The sequence below is a fragment of the Psychrobacter sp. MF31 genome (genome assembly GCF_012847335.1).
GTDB lineage: Bacteria > Pseudomonadota > Gammaproteobacteria > Pseudomonadales > Moraxellaceae > Psychrobacter.
Genome location: NZ_JABBDX010000001.1, coordinates 397,881 through 416,036, shown reverse-complemented (window position 1 = coordinate 416,036; position 18,156 = coordinate 397,881). Strand labels below are relative to the sequence as shown.

At 44.2% G+C, this 18,156-nt stretch carries 9 protein-coding genes; 4 read left to right on the top strand and 5 right to left on the bottom strand.

The window, feature by feature from the left end:
* Nucleotides 1-40 precede the first annotated feature (40 nt).
* A complete protein-coding gene (locus tag HF322_RS01780; protein ID WP_169391669.1) occupies nt 41-1,522 on the bottom strand; it encodes a nucleobase:cation symporter-2 family protein in 1,482 nt (493 codons plus the stop codon).
* A gap of 412 nt (nt 1,523-1,934) precedes the next feature.
* On the opposite strand from HF322_RS01780, the gene HF322_RS01775 reads away from it, so the two are divergent.
* The 4 genes from HF322_RS01775 to HF322_RS01760 all read left to right on the top strand — a co-directional run bounded on the left by HF322_RS01775 (nt 1,935) and on the right by HF322_RS01760 (nt 6,415).
* A complete protein-coding gene (locus HF322_RS01775) occupies nt 1,935-3,254 on the top strand; it encodes a DUF2868 domain-containing protein (protein ID WP_169391668.1) in 1,320 nt (439 codons plus the stop codon).
* Between the two features lie 49 nt (nt 3,255-3,303).
* A complete protein-coding gene (locus HF322_RS01770; RefSeq protein WP_223193122.1) occupies nt 3,304-4,917 on the top strand; it encodes a DUF3482 domain-containing protein in 1,614 nt (537 codons plus the stop codon).
* 151 nt (nt 4,918-5,068) lie between these two features.
* Nucleotides 5,069-5,764: a hypothetical protein gene (locus HF322_RS01765; RefSeq protein ID WP_169391667.1), complete on the top strand. Its 696-nt coding sequence runs from the start codon at nt 5,069-5,071 to the stop codon at nt 5,762-5,764.
* An 87-nt stretch (nt 5,765-5,851) separates the two neighbouring features.
* A complete protein-coding gene (locus HF322_RS01760; RefSeq protein WP_169391666.1) occupies nt 5,852-6,415 on the top strand; it encodes a hypoxanthine-guanine phosphoribosyltransferase in 564 nt (187 codons plus the stop codon).
* A 124-nt stretch (nt 6,416-6,539) separates the two neighbouring features.
* Here HF322_RS01760 and HF322_RS01755 read toward each other — a convergent pair whose 3' ends face one another.
* The 4 genes from HF322_RS01755 to HF322_RS01740 are packed head-to-tail and all read right to left on the bottom strand — an operon-like array spanning nt 6,540 to nt 17,666.
* Nucleotides 6,540-6,983 carry a MepB family protein gene (locus tag HF322_RS01755; RefSeq protein ID WP_219848140.1) on the bottom strand — a complete coding sequence of 148 codons (444 nt, stop codon included), beginning with the start codon at nt 6,981-6,983 and terminating at the stop codon, nt 6,540-6,542.
* Nucleotides 6,967-9,126 carry an exodeoxyribonuclease V subunit alpha gene (recD, locus tag HF322_RS01750; protein ID WP_169391665.1) on the bottom strand — a complete coding sequence of 720 codons (2,160 nt, stop codon included), beginning with the start codon at nt 9,124-9,126 and terminating at the stop codon, nt 6,967-6,969. The genes HF322_RS01755 and recD overlap by 17 nt, the downstream gene beginning before the upstream one ends.
* A 32-nt stretch (nt 9,127-9,158) precedes the next feature.
* A complete protein-coding gene (locus HF322_RS01745) occupies nt 9,159-13,532 on the bottom strand; it encodes a UvrD-helicase domain-containing protein (protein ID WP_223193121.1) in 4,374 nt (1,457 codons plus the stop codon).
* 36 nt (nt 13,533-13,568) lie between these two features.
* Nucleotides 13,569-17,666 carry an exodeoxyribonuclease V subunit gamma gene (locus tag HF322_RS01740; protein ID WP_169391664.1) on the bottom strand — a complete coding sequence of 1,366 codons (4,098 nt, stop codon included), beginning with the start codon at nt 17,664-17,666 and terminating at the stop codon, nt 13,569-13,571.
* Nucleotides 17,667-18,156 lie beyond the last annotated feature (490 nt).

Genomic DNA, 18,156 nt, shown 5'->3' with positions numbered 1-18,156 from the left:
CCGCCCTTAAGGCAGCTTTTTTATTTAGCAATGACGAGAATTAATGTGCAGCACTTTTTTCTGGAACGATGACGATCTCGTTATGATCTGCATCGTACAATTTGCCTTCTTTAAAGTAATCGCCTTCATTTAAGTCATCAATGACTGCTGAGCGAACTGAGCGTTCTGTGCCTTCTGCAAAGACCGATTGTTGATCTGAGTTGCCCACTTTGACGTGGTTGAAAAGTAGGTTCAACAAGATTGCCATGATTGCCGTTGAGCTGATTCCTGAGTGGAAAATGGTGGCAAACCAGTCAGGGAATTGGTCATAGAATGCAGGAGCAGCAATCGGTAACATCCCAAAACCGATAGAGGTAGCAACGATGATTAGGTTCATGTTGTTGGTGTAGCTGACTTGAGCAAGCGTTCTGATACCACTAGCAGCAACCGTTCCGAACAATACCAGTCCAGCACCACCAAGAATCGCAGTGGGAACTGCTGCAATCACACGTCCCATGATAGGAAGTAAGCCAAGGGTTAACAAGATGATCCCTGCAAAGGCAACCACAAAACGGCTTTTCACGCCAGTTACCGCAACCAAGCCTACGTTTTGAGCGAACGCACTTTGCGTGAATGAGCCAAAAAATGGCGCAACCACACTTGAAATCATGTCGGCACGAAGACCGTTTCCTAGACGTTTTGAGTCAATTTTAGTATCGATGATGTCGCCAACTGCCAAGATATCCGCAGACGTTTCAACCAAAATAACCAAAACAACGATGAACATTGAGATGATTGAGGCAAGCTCAAACACAGGCGCACCAAAGTGCATTGGGGTTGGGAAGGCAAAGATTGGTCCTGTACCAATACCTGAAAAACTAGCCAGTCCCATTATCCAAGCCACTATCGTTGCAATTACGATAGCAAGAAGGATGGATAAGCGGCTGATGGCAGCATTGCCAAGCTTACTGAGTAACAATACCAAAGCCAACGTGAACGCGGCAAGACCGATGTTGGTCATGCTACCAAAGTCTTCCGCTTTTGGATTGCCGCCCATCGCCCAACGTGCGGTTACTGGCATCAGGGTAAGACCAATGGTGGTAATTACCGCGCCGGTCACCAATGGCGGGAAAAAGCGAATGATCATGGAGAAAACGGGGGTAATGATCAGTCCTAGAATCGAGGCGGCAATGACCGCGCCAAAGACCGCAGGAAGTCCACCTCCTGAGGTAACGATGGCAACGATGGTTGCAACACTGGCAAACGATACGCCTTGAACCAATGGCAACTGACAACCAAAAAATGGAATACCAAGCGTTTGTAGCAAAGTGGCAATACCACCAATAAACAGTGATGCGGCAATCAAAAGCCCGATTTCAGCTGGGTTAAGTCCTGCGGCTTGACCGACAATAAGCGGAACGGCAATGATTCCGCCGTACATGGTTAAAACGTGCTGAAAACCATAAGCAATGTTCGCGCCGATACCAAGATTTTCATCTTCAGGCCGCAAAGCCACTGGTTGAGAGGTAGAGTTCATGTCCATAGATAGATGTGCTCCCTGCGTGTTATTTGATCATGTATCCTAGCTGATACATCATTAAAATAAAAAAGTCATTACCAAAGGTGTTGCAAAAAATGTTGGCTTACCTTGACTGGTAGGTTTGGTCTCCAGATTGAAGCTCGTTGTTACTTTGATTAGCACTTAAGTGAATAACAATGTTGGCGTGTTTTACTTATTAAAATATTGCTTAGCTTCGGTGACTGAGATTTAGCATAGCGTGTATTTTTGATTCCCGCTAGTGCTTTTTTGACCATTTGGTCAGTTTTTGCAAAAAATTTGTATTTTTTCACTGACAAAATGCCTAAATTTGCTTGATTAACTTTGCGATATAATGAAATTAAGTAATATTTTAGCAAAACTGTAGCAAGATACCTGATGATTGGAAATTTATTTTATGCTTTCTTCAAAAGATCAGCTGACTGAACTGGTTCGGCATTTAGAGTCAAAACAACATATTTTTGCTGCCGACCCACTTTTGGTGACTGAAAAGCTCAAAAACGAAGCGGGCGCGCCCAAAGACAAGCTTGCCCTTCGCGCCCGCCGAATTGATAGTAATGGTCATCTTGCCAATGTTTTAGCCAAAATTCAGGCTCGCATCAAGGCAGTTACCTTTATTTTAAGCATCATTTGGTGCGTGACGGGGTTTTTGGGATTATTTACCTTACTTCAGTCCAATGTTGTGAACTTTTTTTATGTTCTCGTCTGCTTGTTAGGATTTCATAGTTTGATGCTGATCGCTTGGATTGCCATGAGTTTACTGAATCGCAGTGGTCGATCTTGGCTTGCTTTAATTAGCCCAAGCTATTTGATCAACAGCCGCGACGATGTCAGCCAAGCGGCGGTTTTGGTTTATGAAGATCAGCTCAATCACAGCGGAATGCGCTGGTATTTGGGTAAAATTAGCCATCAGCTTTGGCTTGCCACGCTAACGGGGATGCTGTTTGCCATCATTTTTTTATTGATCGTTCGCCAGTATAGCTTTAGTTGGGAGTCAACGTTGCTGTCCGATGGCGTGCTGATTCAATTGACTCATACTTTAGGATATTTACCAAGTTTGGTGGGATTTGATATTCCAAGTGATGCGGTGATTATTGAAAGCCGGATGATTAAAGGCGTGATGCCCATTGCCATGGCTCAGCAGTGGGCAAGTTTGTTGATTGGCAGCTTGATTGTTTACGGTATTGTCCCGCGAGCGCTTGCCTTTTTATTTTGTGCGCTCATGTTTAATCGCCGCGCGATGACGCTCAATCTGAGCTTGCCATATTACCAAAACATTTTGCAGTTTTGGCAGTCAAAAATTGTTGATCATGATGACTTTAGTGACGTTGCTGCGCCCGTTGCTCCAAAAGCCGTGGTAAGCTCTGGTAAAAAGGTAGCCGTGCTGCTTGAATACCCAACAGCAACGCCTGATGAATGGTGGTTGGAGGCGTTAACGTCAGAACGAATTGATAATTTTGGTATGGTAGATGATCGTGAAGATTTGGCGCGACTGATTGAGTATCTGCAATCAGCCTCAGCTCAGGTAGTGGTTGGCATTAACGCGCAAGCCCTTCCTGATCGCGGCTTATTGCGAAAGTTAGATCGAATTGCAGCGGCAAGCCCAAATGGCGTGATTGTGCAATTGCTTAATTTGACCGCGGCGCCCAATCCACGATTTGATCAATGGCAGCAAGCATTAAGCGAGCGGCAAATTGGTCTGGTAAATGCTTTATAATAGAACAATAACTCCTGTTAGAATAACATTTACGACATAAGATACGATTATGAGCAACCAAAATAAAAATAATTTGCAAGATAAAAATCGAACTTTATCGCAATTTTTTGCTGAAAAAAAGTTTGCTGAAAAAAAGCAGTCTGACGGTCAACTTGAAGCGGTTGATCTTAACGATAATACGACTGTAGATTTGGCAAAATATCCCGAAACGGATATCACTCCAACTGTTCGTAGTAAAACGACCACGGCATTTGGTGAGCCGCTCAAGCTTGCTGTGGTTGGTCATACCAATACGGGCAAAACCTCAATTTTGCGGACGTTACTTCGCGATGAGTATTTCGGCGAGGTCAAAAATGAAGCAGCGACCACGCGCCATGTTGAACGAGCAGCATTGACGGACAGCGTTACTGGCGAGACGCTGGTCTTACTTTATGATACACCAGGGCTTGAGGACGCCTCAGGGGTAATGGATTGGCTTGAGGATCATACCGCAAGCCGCCGTGATGGGATTGAGCGGCTTCAGCATTTTTTGGCAGCGGAAGTTGCAACAAGTCAAAACGAGTATTCTGACCCATTTAACCGCGACGATTTTAGCCAAGAAGCCAAAGTAATTCGCCAATTGCTGGCAAGCGATATGGCAATTTATGTCATTGATGCTCGTGAGCCGGTGCTTGGCAAATATAAAGATGAGTTGACCATTTTATCTTGGGCGGCAATTCCGGTCATGCCCGTGTTTAATTTTACCAGCAGCTCTGATGCCCAAATTGAGGCTTGGCAAACGATGCTGGCTCGGCGCAACTTGCATATCATGGCGCGCTTTGACTCAGTTGCCTTTGAATTTGAAGACGAAATGGTGCTTTGGCAAAATCTTGCGACCATGCTGACCCATCCGGACATGCTTGATCAGTTGATGGTGCGTAGACGCAGCGATTGGGCGCAGCTTTATGATGACGCTCAGTTAATCATTGCCGACTTTTTGATTAATGTTGCCGCTTTTGTTCGTGAAATTAGCGAAGATGACGACCCCTTACCCGTTTTAGAGCAGATGCAAGAAGCCGTTCGCCAAAGTGAGCGCGTGATGCAGCAGAATTTACTCAACCTTTATAAATTTTATGATAACGACATTGCCACCACGCCCCTTGAGTTAAATGCCTATCAGCAAGATCCCTTTGATCCTGAGCTGCTCAAACTTTATGGGATAAGGACGACTTCGGGCGCAGCAGCAGGCGCGCTTTTAGGGTTTGGCATTGATGCTGCCGCTCTTGGGACGACGCTTGGGCTTGGCGCGGCGCTTGGCGGTATTGCAGGCGGTTTGTTGTCCAACACCGGAAGTATTGCCAATAAAATCTCTGGCGTTAAGCGCCTTTATATTGACCCTGCTACCTTAACCCTACTTGCTGCTCGGGCACTGGACTTATTAAATGCAGTTCGCCATCGCGGTCATGCTGCCAATCGCGCTACCCAATTGATTTATCAAGATGAAGCGCTTGATAATAGCCAAAAAGAGACTTCAGCCCCATTTAGTGCTCAAAAATTGCCAAGCGAGCTGAAAAAAGCACGCAGCAAACCGCAGTGGTCATCGCTTGGCAGTAAAAAAGCAGAACAAGCAAAACTGCTTCGCCAAGATGCCGCGTGGTCGCTATCACAAAAGCTTAATGCTTAAACCTAAGCTTTACTGAGGCTTACATATTGCTCAACTTACTTTTATGTGTAACTATACCAGCATCCGTTTTTTTGAACTAACACTTTGCTCATTTTTTATTTAGCGATACCATCCTTAAAATATATAAAATCGCTCAACCACAGGCAATCTCATGACCGACTATTTTGGATTTTTACCCTCAACTCAGCTTAATAGCATGATTGATGAAGCGACCGCCATCATCAACGAGCAGCAAGAAGTGGATTATTATCCTTATCGAAATGCGCTCACCAAGCAAATTGCCAGCGAGCTGATTGACAATCTTTTGGTCAATTTGGTGGAAGTCATTCCAAATGCCGAGCGCCAAGAAGCCATGCGTAAGATCGTTGCGACCGTTGAGCGCGCCACCGAAACGCTTTTAGGAATCCTTCTTGGTAAAGATAAAAATGAGGACATCCTGCCAAGCTTTTATTTTTTAAAGCAAGATGCCATGTTTTTGGATAATGAAGGCATGCGCCGAATTGGCTTTCAGCTTGATGAAAATATGGCGCAAACCATTCAACAAGGCTTTGAGGCAACCAATCAATTGCCCCTCGATAGTGATGATAAAGCAGTATTTAAAGCGGCATTAATGGCGATGAATGAAGCGGCGCTTAATCATTTTATTACCAAATTTACCGAAACCTTAAAGCTTGGCATGGTCAAACGAAAATCGATTCCGGTTGCCAAAGCGGCGATTGATAAAGGTATGGCGCTGGCATTGAACAAGTTGTTGCCGCAGCTTCCTGATGATGGTCTTGTCCGCCTAGCCAATTTTTATCGCCCCTATCTGATCCACATTGATAAAACAGCTGGCAAGATCACATAGAAAAACTTTGCAGTCGTTAATATCTTATTGGGAAAATTCACTAAAACTTGCTAAAATAAGCAGCACTTTTTCTCAAAGGCGCAACCCATGACCCAAATTAGCAATCAAGAAATCGAAAAAACCCTTCGCAACTCTGAATGTTTGATCAGCAGCATCGAAGTTGCCGCTGCCTACGAGCGCCTAGCAGCTCAGCTAAATTTGCACTATGCAGGGCTTAATCCTATTGTCATGGTCGTTATGAATGGCGGCTTGATTCCAGCCGGTCAACTGCTTACCCATTTAACCTTTTATCATCGCATGCACTACATTCACGCCTCGCGCTACCGTGATAATGAAGGCACCAATGAGCTAAATTGGAAGTTTAAGCCGGACGTCAATATCGAAGGCGAGCACGTCTTATTAATTGATGATATTTTTGATGAAGGCATCACCCTAAAAGCCATTGTTGAAGAATTGGGTCGTGAAAATCCAGCCTCTATTAACTCTTGCGTGCTGTTAAACAAAGTTCATGATCGCAAAACTAACGATTTTAATGTCGATTTTGTAGGAATTGATGTTGCTGACCGTTATGTTTATGGCTGCGGTATGGATTTTCATGGCTACTTACGCCATCTTCCAGGTATTTACGCTATTAAAGAAGGTAAAATTTAATTACGATTTGTCATTTAGAAAAAAGCATCCGATTTGGGTGCTTTTTTTGTTAAAAATATAACGCTAAAATTCTGTCTTTTAGCAATGAGCTAATCTCGCTAACTTCAAAAAAGTAATCTAATTGCTAATGTTGCGACTGTAGCGCAGCTTTGCTGGTTAGTTTATCCCAAGCCGGATATACCCTCATTCCCATTTTACCTTTTGCTTCTGACGATTTAATAATATTTTTTTTGATTAAAATATCTTTTGGAAAGACAAACTGTCCAGATTTATCAGTCTCACTAAAAGTAGAGATAACCAGCAAATCAGGAGTATTGTCAATTGTGAAAGGTTGATTAACATGATTACTGTCTTTTTCCCAAAAGCTTACGAATTGACCGAGTTTATTTGGCTTTATTTTTGCCACTCTAAAGCGAATGTGTTTGCTAGAGTTTTTATTGGACAGCTTAAACGTATAGCCATCATATTCAGCATTTTGCTTTTCTTCATTAATTTCACTTATTATAAGTCCATTTGCTTTATATATAACGTTATCAATAAGCTTCAATCTATTATTGTTCTTGAGCATAAATTGTCTTCTCTAAATTTTCAAATTGTAAAGCTAGCCCTGTTTGCCGAACGGTTGGCGTTTTTAACGCTTGAGTTAATGCTGATGGCGTACTGAATATGGAAACTTGTTTTTTAGCGCGAGTGACGGCGGTGTAAATTAGCTCTTGGCTAAGTAGTCTTATATTTTGATCATCAAAGCAGATGGCAACGTGATCAAACTCTGAACCTTGCGATTTATGAATGGTCATAGCGTAAGCGGTAGCAACCATATCATCGCTTAATCGATTAATTGCGATGCCTTGTGTTTTGTTTTCAAAAAATACTTGCAGCCCATCACCCTTAGTTTCCATACAGATGCCAATATCGCCATTAAATAGCCCAAGATCATAGTTGTTTTGTAATATCATAATTGGTCTGCCGTGATACCAAGGTGACTTTGATAATGGTAATTTCAGCAGTTGGCGGTGGTATTGACTTAGATGATGGTTAATTTCAATATCTCCGCATTGACCGTGATGTCCTGCGGTGAGAATTTTGAAATTGTTTAAATCGTTTATTAACTCATTTAAATAATTATTATAGTCTTTAGTTGGTACGAGATTCGCTTTCTTGATTTTTGTTAAAATATTTTGTGTTTTTTTGAAGTATTCTAAGTAATTTTTTTGGATTTCTTTTTTTATTTTTAAATTACTTAGGCTATTATTTATAATAATACTATGATTATTATTGTTTAAATTAAAAAACGTCAAGCTATTATCAGATTTTAATAATGACCAAACCTCTGCCATTCGACTATTAGGCTCATTGATTAATCGCGCTAGTTTGCCAATTCCTGAATCGCTACTAAAGCGGCGGCTAATTTCAAGGCGTTGGTGAACGTTTTGCAAGGTTGGTATACGGCACAAATCGGCAAGCACTGCCCCTGCATCAACTGCGGCAAGCTGATTGGCGTCGCCAAGCAAAATCAAGCGTGCATTCGGTTTAATGGCGCTGACCAAATAATTGGCAAGCTCAACCCCAAGCATAGAAGCTTCATCAACGATAATAATATCTTCGCTCAAGGGATTGGTGCTGTGATAGCGCGGCTTTCCGCCTTGGCTCAGCCCAAGTAAGCGGTGAATGGTCTTAGCTTCTGGTAGCTGCATATCGATTCCCGCCGTTGCAATCGCGGCTTGCAAGGATTCTTGCATCCTTTGCGCAGCCTTCCCCGTGGGCGCTGCTAAGGCAAGATGGGCGCGACCAAAGCCATCAATCATTGCCCCTGCCCCGTCACCCTGCCAAAGCGCCATCACCAGCTGAGCGACGGTAAAGGTTTTTCCTGTTCCAGGACCGCCAGTGATGATGCTAAATGCCGACTCGTTTGCCATACGAATAGCGCTTTGCTGCTCGTGATTCAGCATTGGATTCATGGTAATGCTAAGCGGCTTAACGGTTTGATTTTTGATTTGTAAAATGTGTTTGGCAAGGGTCAGCTCTGCTTGCCAAGTTCGGTGTAGCCAAAGGGTTAGGTTTAATTGGTTGTTTGTTTGGTTATCTGAATGGAAGATGATAGGGGTATTTTTTGTTAGGTGGTGATTGCTTATTAAAGGGATTTCTTTTATTAAATTGGTAAAATTACTTAGGCTATTTTCTATGGAATGGCTATTTACTGATACATTTTTCAGCGTTCGATATAAACTTAAACAAGCTCGGTAACGGCAGTTTGCGGTGGCAAAATCGTATCGCGATAATTGAGCTTGTTTGATTAGATGATTCCAAAGCTCAGGCGTCCTTAAAATATCCATCGCATCATTTGGCGCGGACTCCTCAAGATAACCTAAAAGCGATTGCAATAGCGGCTGCAATAATTGTTGCTGCCAAGCAAATAGTTCGCTATTACTTTCATTATTGATATTGTCATCGAGCGGTACTATTGGCATCGTCGAATTCAATTCTAAAACCGTGTGACCTTCTTCAAGGCGTTGAACTAAAACTTCAAATAGCGCAGTAAATAGTAGTTTTTGCGCCGAACTGACGTCATTTGATTGCGGTTGCAGTTGATTTTGATAAGCGCTTTGGGTTTGGCTTTTACGCTCAATCAAATAGCGGCTGATGGTGGTTGACCAACGGCTTGTATCATAATGATCGACTTCGGTTGCCGCGCTATGGGTAAGTTTGCTCATGCTATTGTTGTCTCTTATCAATACGTTAAAAGCTAATGCGTAGGTTTGCCAAACGCTTTCTCATCAAGCTCTCGAATCAATTCAAACGGGATTTGCCATTGAATCCGACCGTAATTTGACGCGTCCTCTGTCCCACTTGGCGCAATTCCACGTAAAAAGACGTATTCAACCGCGCCTAGATATTTTGTTTCATTTCCCGAATAGTCTTTGAGTCGTAATTTTAAAAATCGGTGCAGCGCCACTTGATAAATAGCCGCTTGTAGCCAGTAGCCGGCTTTGTTCATCGCAAGTTTAAGATGCGTGTCATCGTAATGTGCTAGGCTATCGCCCAAATAATTGCTTTTATAATCCACCACAAAAAATTTGCCGCCAAACTCATAAACTAAGTCAATCTCGCCGCGCAAATAACGATAAATGTACTCAGCGCTTTGCGGCGTTAATTGAATGTGCTTGTCTGGCTCATCGGGCAAATGTTTTTCAAATAATGCACTGATGGCTGAGGGCGTAAAATTTCCTGACAATCCCATGTTAAAACCCATCTCTGCCATTCGCTGACGGCTATCGATTTGGCAAAGCGGCTGACCGGACGCGAGCAGCGGCGCTTTTAGCACGTCATCTATCCAGTGAATAATTGCGTTATGATTGACCCCTAACGCGGCAAGCTCTTCTTCTGTTGGCTCAATATCTTCAGCTATGAGCATCGTGTTTTGCGGTTGCTCAGCTTGTTTTTTTGCCAATTGCTGCAGCTTTTCTAACTTTAACAACTGCCATTGATTTTCACCGCTGGTATAAACAACAGGCAGTTGATGCTGCTGAAGATTTTGGTCGATGATTTTTGACCAGTTTTGTGGTTGCTGAAAATCAATTTTTTCAAAAATCTTATGCAAAAACGTTCCGGCATTTGCTCCTTTAACAAAGCGAAAGCGGATATCGTCACTCATAATTTGATTCTGACCCAGTGAAAAATTAGCATTGGCATGAATTTCACTTAGGCTATTTGTTAAATCAAGCTCATCTTCAATGGCATCATCAACGACGGCAAGCGCTTGGCTTTGAGCGCTTAATTGTCTTGATAATGCGGTAAAACTGGTCTTTGCCCAACCTTTAAAAGAATAGTCTTCAATTTGACTATAAGCATCGTTGTAATCAATACGAAAATAATCCGGCTCGGGCGTTTGATTTGCCGCGTTTTTCGGTTTGCTATCGGCTTTTTGGCGCGACATTACCGCTTGGGCGTGCTCGGCAATAACGTCATAATTGACCCAACCGACCGCGGACGCTAGACGTTCAGGTAAGCTAAACTCTTTGTCCTCACAATCAAGCCAAGCGTTTAACGGCTTTCGTTCAATATCTTGCTTGCGGCTGGCATCTTGAAGGACGATATAAAGCTGCTCGCTTGCCCGCGTAAAAGCGACGTAAGCAAGCCGCCTCCGCTCCTCATAGTTTTCTTGAGTTTCAAATTGGGCGTAATAGTCGCTCAAATCCTCTTTATCGCCTTTAGCTGACTTTGAAAACTTGCCCGCGCTTGCTGATAGCCGCCGCTTACTTAAACGCTCGTCAGTGATATTTTCATCATCAAACAAATAAAGCGTTGTTTTATTACTGGCTTTTTTACTGGCAGCGCCCATGCCGATGACATAAACGATAGGAAATTCAAGACCTTTGGACTTATGAATGGTCATGAGCTGAACGCCTGAATCCGTTGGCATTGGCTGCTGCTGCGCCCAATCGGGAATCGTTTTGATATTGATGTGTTTTTTAAACCACGTGATCAGCTCAAATTCGCCAATATGCATGCCAAATTGAGCCAAAATATCCAATAAATGCCGCAAATCAATCAAGTATCGCGCGCCATCAGGAAGTTTTGCCAAATTTTCCCAAACGCTTTGTTCAAGAGTTTCAGCCGTTTGCCGCTTATCTTTTTCTTTATCCTCAAACGGATTTTGACCAAGCGCGAAATGCAGCGCCGACAAAATACCGCCGTGTTGCCAGTGCGCGGCGGCGGTTTTTAAATAATCCTGAAACTGCTGATAGCGCTTTTTAAGCTCAAGGGCGCTGCTATCTTGTTCGGTGACCTCGCTTTGCTCCAAACTTTGCATCATATTTTGCACATCAAGCAAGCTGAGCTGATAAAAATGGCTGGTTAACACGCGGTTGACCACATCGCGCTTTTGCGGTCTGAGCATCGCCTCAAGTAGCGCCAACAAATCAGCGGCAATCACCGTATCAAAAACGTTGACCTCGCTTGTTTCAAACGTTGGGATACCAAGCTTATTGAGCATTCGCTCAACTTGACGCAAGTCGTCTTTGGTGCGACCAAGAACGCCGATATCACTTGGCGTAATTGGGCGATTTTCAAGCATTTGTCCACTTGCTAATAATTGAGCAATATGAATGGCGGTTAATTCAAATTCTGAAAATATCGTGCTGTTTTGCGCTTCTGGCTGATTGGGCAGATGAATGATGCTTACCGGATGACTTGACAACAGCGTTTGGGTAGATACGCTTTGCTGATTAAATGTAATGTCGCTTGGCGCTTGCTGCCACGACAGCCTGATGTCCTTATTTGCCGCACTGATATGATGATAAAAAATCTCTTGCCCCAAGCTTGCCAGCGCATCAAAGCAATCGCTATCGCCAAGTTTCCTCTCAAGCGTTGGTCGCCCAAACCAATGGTTCAGCGCGGCAATCAAGCGCTCGTTTGAGCGCCGATTGATATCCAAGCTCATTCGCTGATTTTGGCTAAAATGGCGCTTCATGGCATTGTAGTTTGCCACATCGCCGCCGCGAAAGCCGTAAATCGCCTGCTTTGGGTCGCCAACTAACAATAAAAAGCCTTTTTTATTGAGTTTATCCTCGCCTTTATTGTCCTTTTCTTGTTGCAGATAAATGCGCTCAATCATTTGCGCCTGCTCGCCGTTGATGTCTTGTGACTCATCAATCAGCGCCACCGGATAATGATGGCGGATATAGCGCGAAAGCTGATTGCCGTGAGTCCCTGCCAGCGCTTGATTGAGCCGAACCATTTGTAGCGCAAACGTGGTCTCGCGGCGCGCCTCTAAAATCGCGGGCAACTTTTGGCGGACGCGTTGGGCAATGTCAAAGTTCAGTTTGGCTTTAAGCTGTTCAAGATAAGTTTCAATGTCAGCGCTCATTGTGGCAAGCTGATTAAGAACCTGAATAAATTCAATTTGGCAAAAGGCTTCGCGCTCGCTTTGATTAGGTTTATTGAATAACTTGCCTGCAAAAACCTCAGGAATTTTTTGATAAACCGCAGTTGCCGTATCGTCTAAATGATAAAAAAAGGTCATTCCAAATTGCTTTGCCGCAGCTTGAATTTGCTGAACCGCGTCAAAGTTAGTATAAAACTTCCCTCTTGCACTAAAGCCTTTTGCTTTTCGGTAATCTTGCTCAAAGTAAGGCGCAATATCAGTCATCTCAAGGCTTGCAAATTTAGCTGTCAAATCGGCAAATGCGTTTAAATCAAGCGAATTATCAATGTAAACCGGCTCAATCGGCGTTGAAAAAAACTGCAATGCGCGCGCCGCCGTCTCTTTATAATCGCTTGGCGCTATCATTTTTCCTGAATGCTCAAACAATTTATAAATTTCAGGAAAATTGCTATAAAGGTGCGACTGATAACCGCGAACGTGGTCATGAATGAGGTTATCAATCTCAATTTGCTCGTTTTCGCTGATTTTGATGCCGGACTGGTAGCCCGTTTCGGCGCTAAATTCTGACAACCATTTTTGTGCAAGGCTATCAAGCGTCCCCACAAACAGCTTATCAAGCGTGGTTAGCACCAAGCGGCAGCGGCGAATGGCGTCCATCAATGGATAAGTGGTCACGTTATCAAGCAAAAAGGCAATCAAATGCGCGTTAATCGGGTCACCAAATAGCGAATCGAACCCTGAGCGCTTGGCTTGCTCATCAAGCCAAGATTGGCGATTTTGTTTAAAGGTTGCAATTTTTGTTTTGGACAACTTTTGCGCGTCAATCGGATAAGCGATGTGCAAAAACAGGATATCGTGCGTTGCCTCATTGTCTTGCAGTTTATTAAGCCAAAGCAGCAATTGATAAAAGTCTTTTAACCGCGCGTTAATCCGCTCGCGCATCTCCGCTGCCGCCGCCCGCGTAAAGGTGGTGGCAATGATGTGCTCAGGGGCGCGGCGAGCTTCAATCAATAGCCGAAGCACAATTCCGGTTAGCGTCCATGTTTTGCCCGTTCCGGCGGAGGCTTCAATGAGATATTGACCTTGCAGCGGCACACGAACGGCAGGCGGCGCGGCGTCTTGAGTATTTACCGCGCCATTTAGGCGGTTTACCAGATTGTCCGCATCATTGGCGGCAGTCATTGTCGGGTCGTCAAGGTCGGCTAAATCATCATTAACAGCGGAGTGAAACATAAAAAATCGCTTGGAATTGGGTAAAAAATAAAATCGCTAATCGTGCTTAACAAGGCTTGCGTTCATCGCGCCAAACAATACCGGTGACAATGGCGGCAGGGCATTTTTAAGCGCCAAAAAGGCATCTTGCGATTGCAAAATATATTGCCAAAGCTCATGCTTTGAGCAGCTGTCATAAATCGTATCGCTACCAAAACTTGGTGCAAACCAGCCTAAAAAGTCTTTGCGCTGCGGCTGATAATCCGCAGTCTTTTCAAGCTGCTTTAAATACTCTAGCGCAAATTCTGGCAAAATCGCCATCGGAATTTGACCGGAAAGCTCACTAAAGCGAATCCATTTTAGCAGCTCACTAAGCGCGACCTCATAAGCAATTGGCGCTAATGAAAAAATTGTGCCATTGGTTGAGGGTTTAAAATTCCAAATACTTTGACCGTCATTTAACGCCACTTGCTCAGGCGTGGTTTTTCGCGACACTTGCCAAAATAAATGCATCAGCCAAAACTTTAATAAATGCGGCGCTCGGGCGCTATTGGGCAGGATATTGAGCCAAAGACTTGGCGATGCTTCCAAATTTATCGGCGCAATGCCTTTTATCGTCAACGTCTCTGAGCTATTTAGTCCCATAGCTGGAACGCTAGTAATCGTTTCAGCGGTTGGCGTGATGAGCACTAAACTGCCGTCAATGGTGATTTCGCTTATCGGATGACAGGCGCTAATTCCAAGCGCAGTTAGCGATTGCAAAAACGCTTGGCAGCGTTTTTTAAGGGCAAGCTGCTGCAAGGTTAGCGTCGATTGCCGAGCAACTCCTGCCGGCATCACCGGATGATAAAGCAACTTTTGAGCGTCATTAACGGGCGCAGTTTTATTTGCACCTTGATAAAGGTTGCTGATTAATGTGTCATTAATCGCGTAAGCGCCTAAGCCATCAAGCGCTAGCGGCTCTTGATGGGCAATATCATCACTTGGCAGAACGATATGAACGTTTTGCTGGCGTAAAAAATGCTTTGCCGGATGGCGAACTTGCAAAAACAAATACTGTAAATCAACGTGGGAGATGTCAATGATGGGCTCATTTTGACCTAAAATTTGCTGAGCAATAATTTGATACTCGCAAGCCGTCGGTAGCGTGACAATCGGCGCTTTATCGCCATTAGTCTTGACTTGCAGCCGCTCAAAAACATTTTGCCAAACCTTTGCAGGAGCCGTGCTTTGTTTTTGAGCCAATTTTTCATTTTGCATGGCGCGGTCTAAAATCGCCGCGGTGCTAAGCCCATCGCTATGAGGGTCAATATTTGGCGCTAAAAACACCTCATCGGCAAACGGCAGCGCTGGATGCTGAGTGACAAACCATTTTTCAATCAATTTGCTCATTTGCCGCTGAACGTCGTCGTCAATGACGGTATCGGTTGCTAATTGCGACCATTGCCAATCAACCTCCCCTTGCAAAAATTGCAGCAATTCACTGACAGGGTTTGCCGGCAGATGCTCATAAGCGTCGGTCACGCGCTGACCATTATAAAATATCCAACAGGCACTGCGAGCGCACAATAGCGCATCCAAAAACGCGCCGTTGTCATCATCCTCGCTTAGCCGATCGCCGCGGCGCGAACGACCCGCTTTCATCAAATCATAACGGTTGTCGCGGTCACGGTTCGGAAATTCCGCCAAATCCATATTGAGCATCACCACCAGCCCAAACGGCACATTTCGCAGCGCCCCAAAGCGACCAAAGGTAATCACGCCTGTCGGCTCGGCACTTACTTGCTGGCTTTCAAGCTCGTCTTCAATGCTGTCTAAAATAAAGCTTAGCTTAAGCGGCAACGTGCTGACTTTGGACAATTGCGCCTCAACGGTTGCTGCTGACTGCGCCGAATGGCTTTTGTAGCGTTTGTATTGACCGTTAGCGCGAAGGCTACCTTTAAAACCGTTCATCGCTTTAAATACGGTTCGCATGGCAGGCGTTTGGTCAAACTTGCCAAAATACAGATGGATAATGTCTTCTTCAATGTTAGCAAGCCAATCTTCAGCTTTTTTACGCTTTTGATACTCGTTTCGGCAGTGATTGAGCCCTGAATGAATCCGGCAAAGCGCTTCGATAATGGGCGCATCATCCAGGCTGATAGACGATATCGGCAAGGTTTTTTCGGCAAGGGCATCTTCGCGCCAATGATCAGGATATAAGCAGCCGGTCATTCCCGCCTCAGGCATGACCAGCCCAAGCGCGATTTGGTCAAGCGCAAAAGCAAAGCTAAAACGGTAATCGTAATCCTTGTTATTTAAAAACTGCTGTAAATGCGCCTCGTCAAAACCACGGATAAATCCTGCCTGCAAAAGCAAATCACAGCCGCGGCTCATTTGCTCATGAGTCAGCCCCAAGCTTTCATAAAGCGGCGGAAGCATCAGCCAATCAAGAACGCTTGCCGCCTCAAAGCGCGCGGTATCACTACCAAGCAGCCGATAAAAGCCGCTAATTGCCTCCCAAAGCTGACGAATCGTTTTGTCCACCACGCCGGTGATTTTTGCCGGCAAGGTTAAGCCATCTTGACCTTGACCGCTGACAAACACCGAGCTGATTAAATCGTAATGCCGCTCAACGTCCGGAAGCAAAACCACGATGTCGGATAAATGGCGCTTATATTTACTGCCATCTGGTTTTTTTTCATTTAGCCAGCGCCCAATCATGCTTCGGAGCACTTCAAGCTGACGCTGCAAACTGTGGCAAGAGTGAATACTTAGGCTATTATCAAATTTAGAGAGTGCCCATTTTCGAGTTGGCGCGTGAAATTTTTGGCTTAAAAATTCGTCGCTCAGTTGGTTGTCATCGTCGTTGTCGCCGTTACTGTTAATTAAACTGCCACTTAGGCTATTTTTTAATGGTTCGTCATCTGCCAAATCAAGCGCCAATTGAGCGCCAATCGCTGAGCTTAGCTTTGATACGGTTGCTTGCTGAGTGGCGCGCTCATCAAGCATCAAAACGTCTTGTTGCAACTGTGCCAGTAAGCTTAGCGGCTGCTTAACGCCTGCCGCGTCAGCAACATCAAAGCGGTTTTGCCAATTGAGTTTAAAATCATCGTAATATTCATTCCCTGATAAATTGGCAAGCATAGCAAAGGTTTCGCGCGACTGTTTGCCAAGTCGGGACAATAGCGTATGACCATAATCGCTTAAAAATACGCTTTCAGGATTGATGATTTTTTGGCGTTGAAGCCACTGTTTATCGACGATATCCGCCCAAAATAACCTTGAGGGATTATAATGCAGCAAAGTGATGTCAATATGATTTGATAAGCGGTACAAAAAATCAAGCTCATTTTGCGGCAATTGCTGGATGGTAAAAATGTGCAACTGCCGTGGCAAAAGCGCGCGAATATTAAGCGCATCCCCTGCCAAGTTGTCTTCAACCAATTGCCAAAACCGCGCCTCAATCGCTGCTCGGTGCTGATAAACCGGTGCAAAAAGTAGCTCCCACAAATAGCGCTGAGCTTTCTCAAGATCAGTATAATGCGCCACAAGCCAATCCGGCGTTGGCTGAGCGTCTTTATCAAAGCGCAGGCTCAGCTCATCTTTTTCGGTAATGAGAGCTGAAACGTCAAGCTCCTTCCCCACTGACCACTCATCAAGCCAGTCCTCGCGGTGGGTCAAGTAGCGCCCAAACACCCGCGCAAAGTCGGTGGCAAGCGACCAAAGCCGAGCTTCTTTTTGACTGTCGTCTGAATTGGCATCTAGCAGTGGCGCAACAATCGGATGCAGCGCGTGCTTGGGATTATCTAAAATATCAAATCGGTAATAGGTAAAATAACCAAACAGCCGCCATTGCATGACCGCGCCCGTCAATACTGCCACTTCAGGAACGCTAATCATTTCATGCTCAAGACCTGACTGCTCAAGATGCTGATTGTACTTGGCAAGCACCTTTTGCATCAATGTCCACTGATATTGACCCCAAAACTTGGTCGTCACCAGCGTGCTGATTCCGGCTTTAGTGGCAATTGATTTGTCTAACCAATCACCAAGCACCATCGAGGGCACAATCACCACAAACTCTTCAAAAATCGGCACGTCTTTGCTTTGGTAGGCGGTTAATAACTGCTCAACCAAATACTCGGTTCGGTGTGATTGAATAATAGTAAACATAGCTCATCATCTAAGTTGCAATTTATCTTGCCAAATAATTTACAAAACTGCTTGACGTCATCATTATTTTGCGGTTGCGGGTTTGCAATAATTTTATAGTTTAAAACTATAAGAACTTACCGTTCATCATGGATATGTCCATTGCAACGGTTAACTTTGCTAAAATAATGCAATTGTTTGGTTTTATTAAAAATTAAAGCAGATATTATACCATTTTTTATTTTATCAATCATGGTAGTTGGTATTTTGCAATCGGCTGCTGTTTTGATCAATGTTATGATCCTCAATGACCACAGCATAATTTCATCGCAAAAGTAAGACCGTAATAATTTGAAGTAGTTTGCCACTGCTTTTGATTATTTTCTAGCAGTAGTCAAGCTGCTTGAAAATAATGCGTCATCTAATGTCGCGACAATCCCATTTTTAGCGCTGATTTTATGATTAATAACTGTCATAAAATATAGCTACCATTAAAAAAATATTCGAGAGC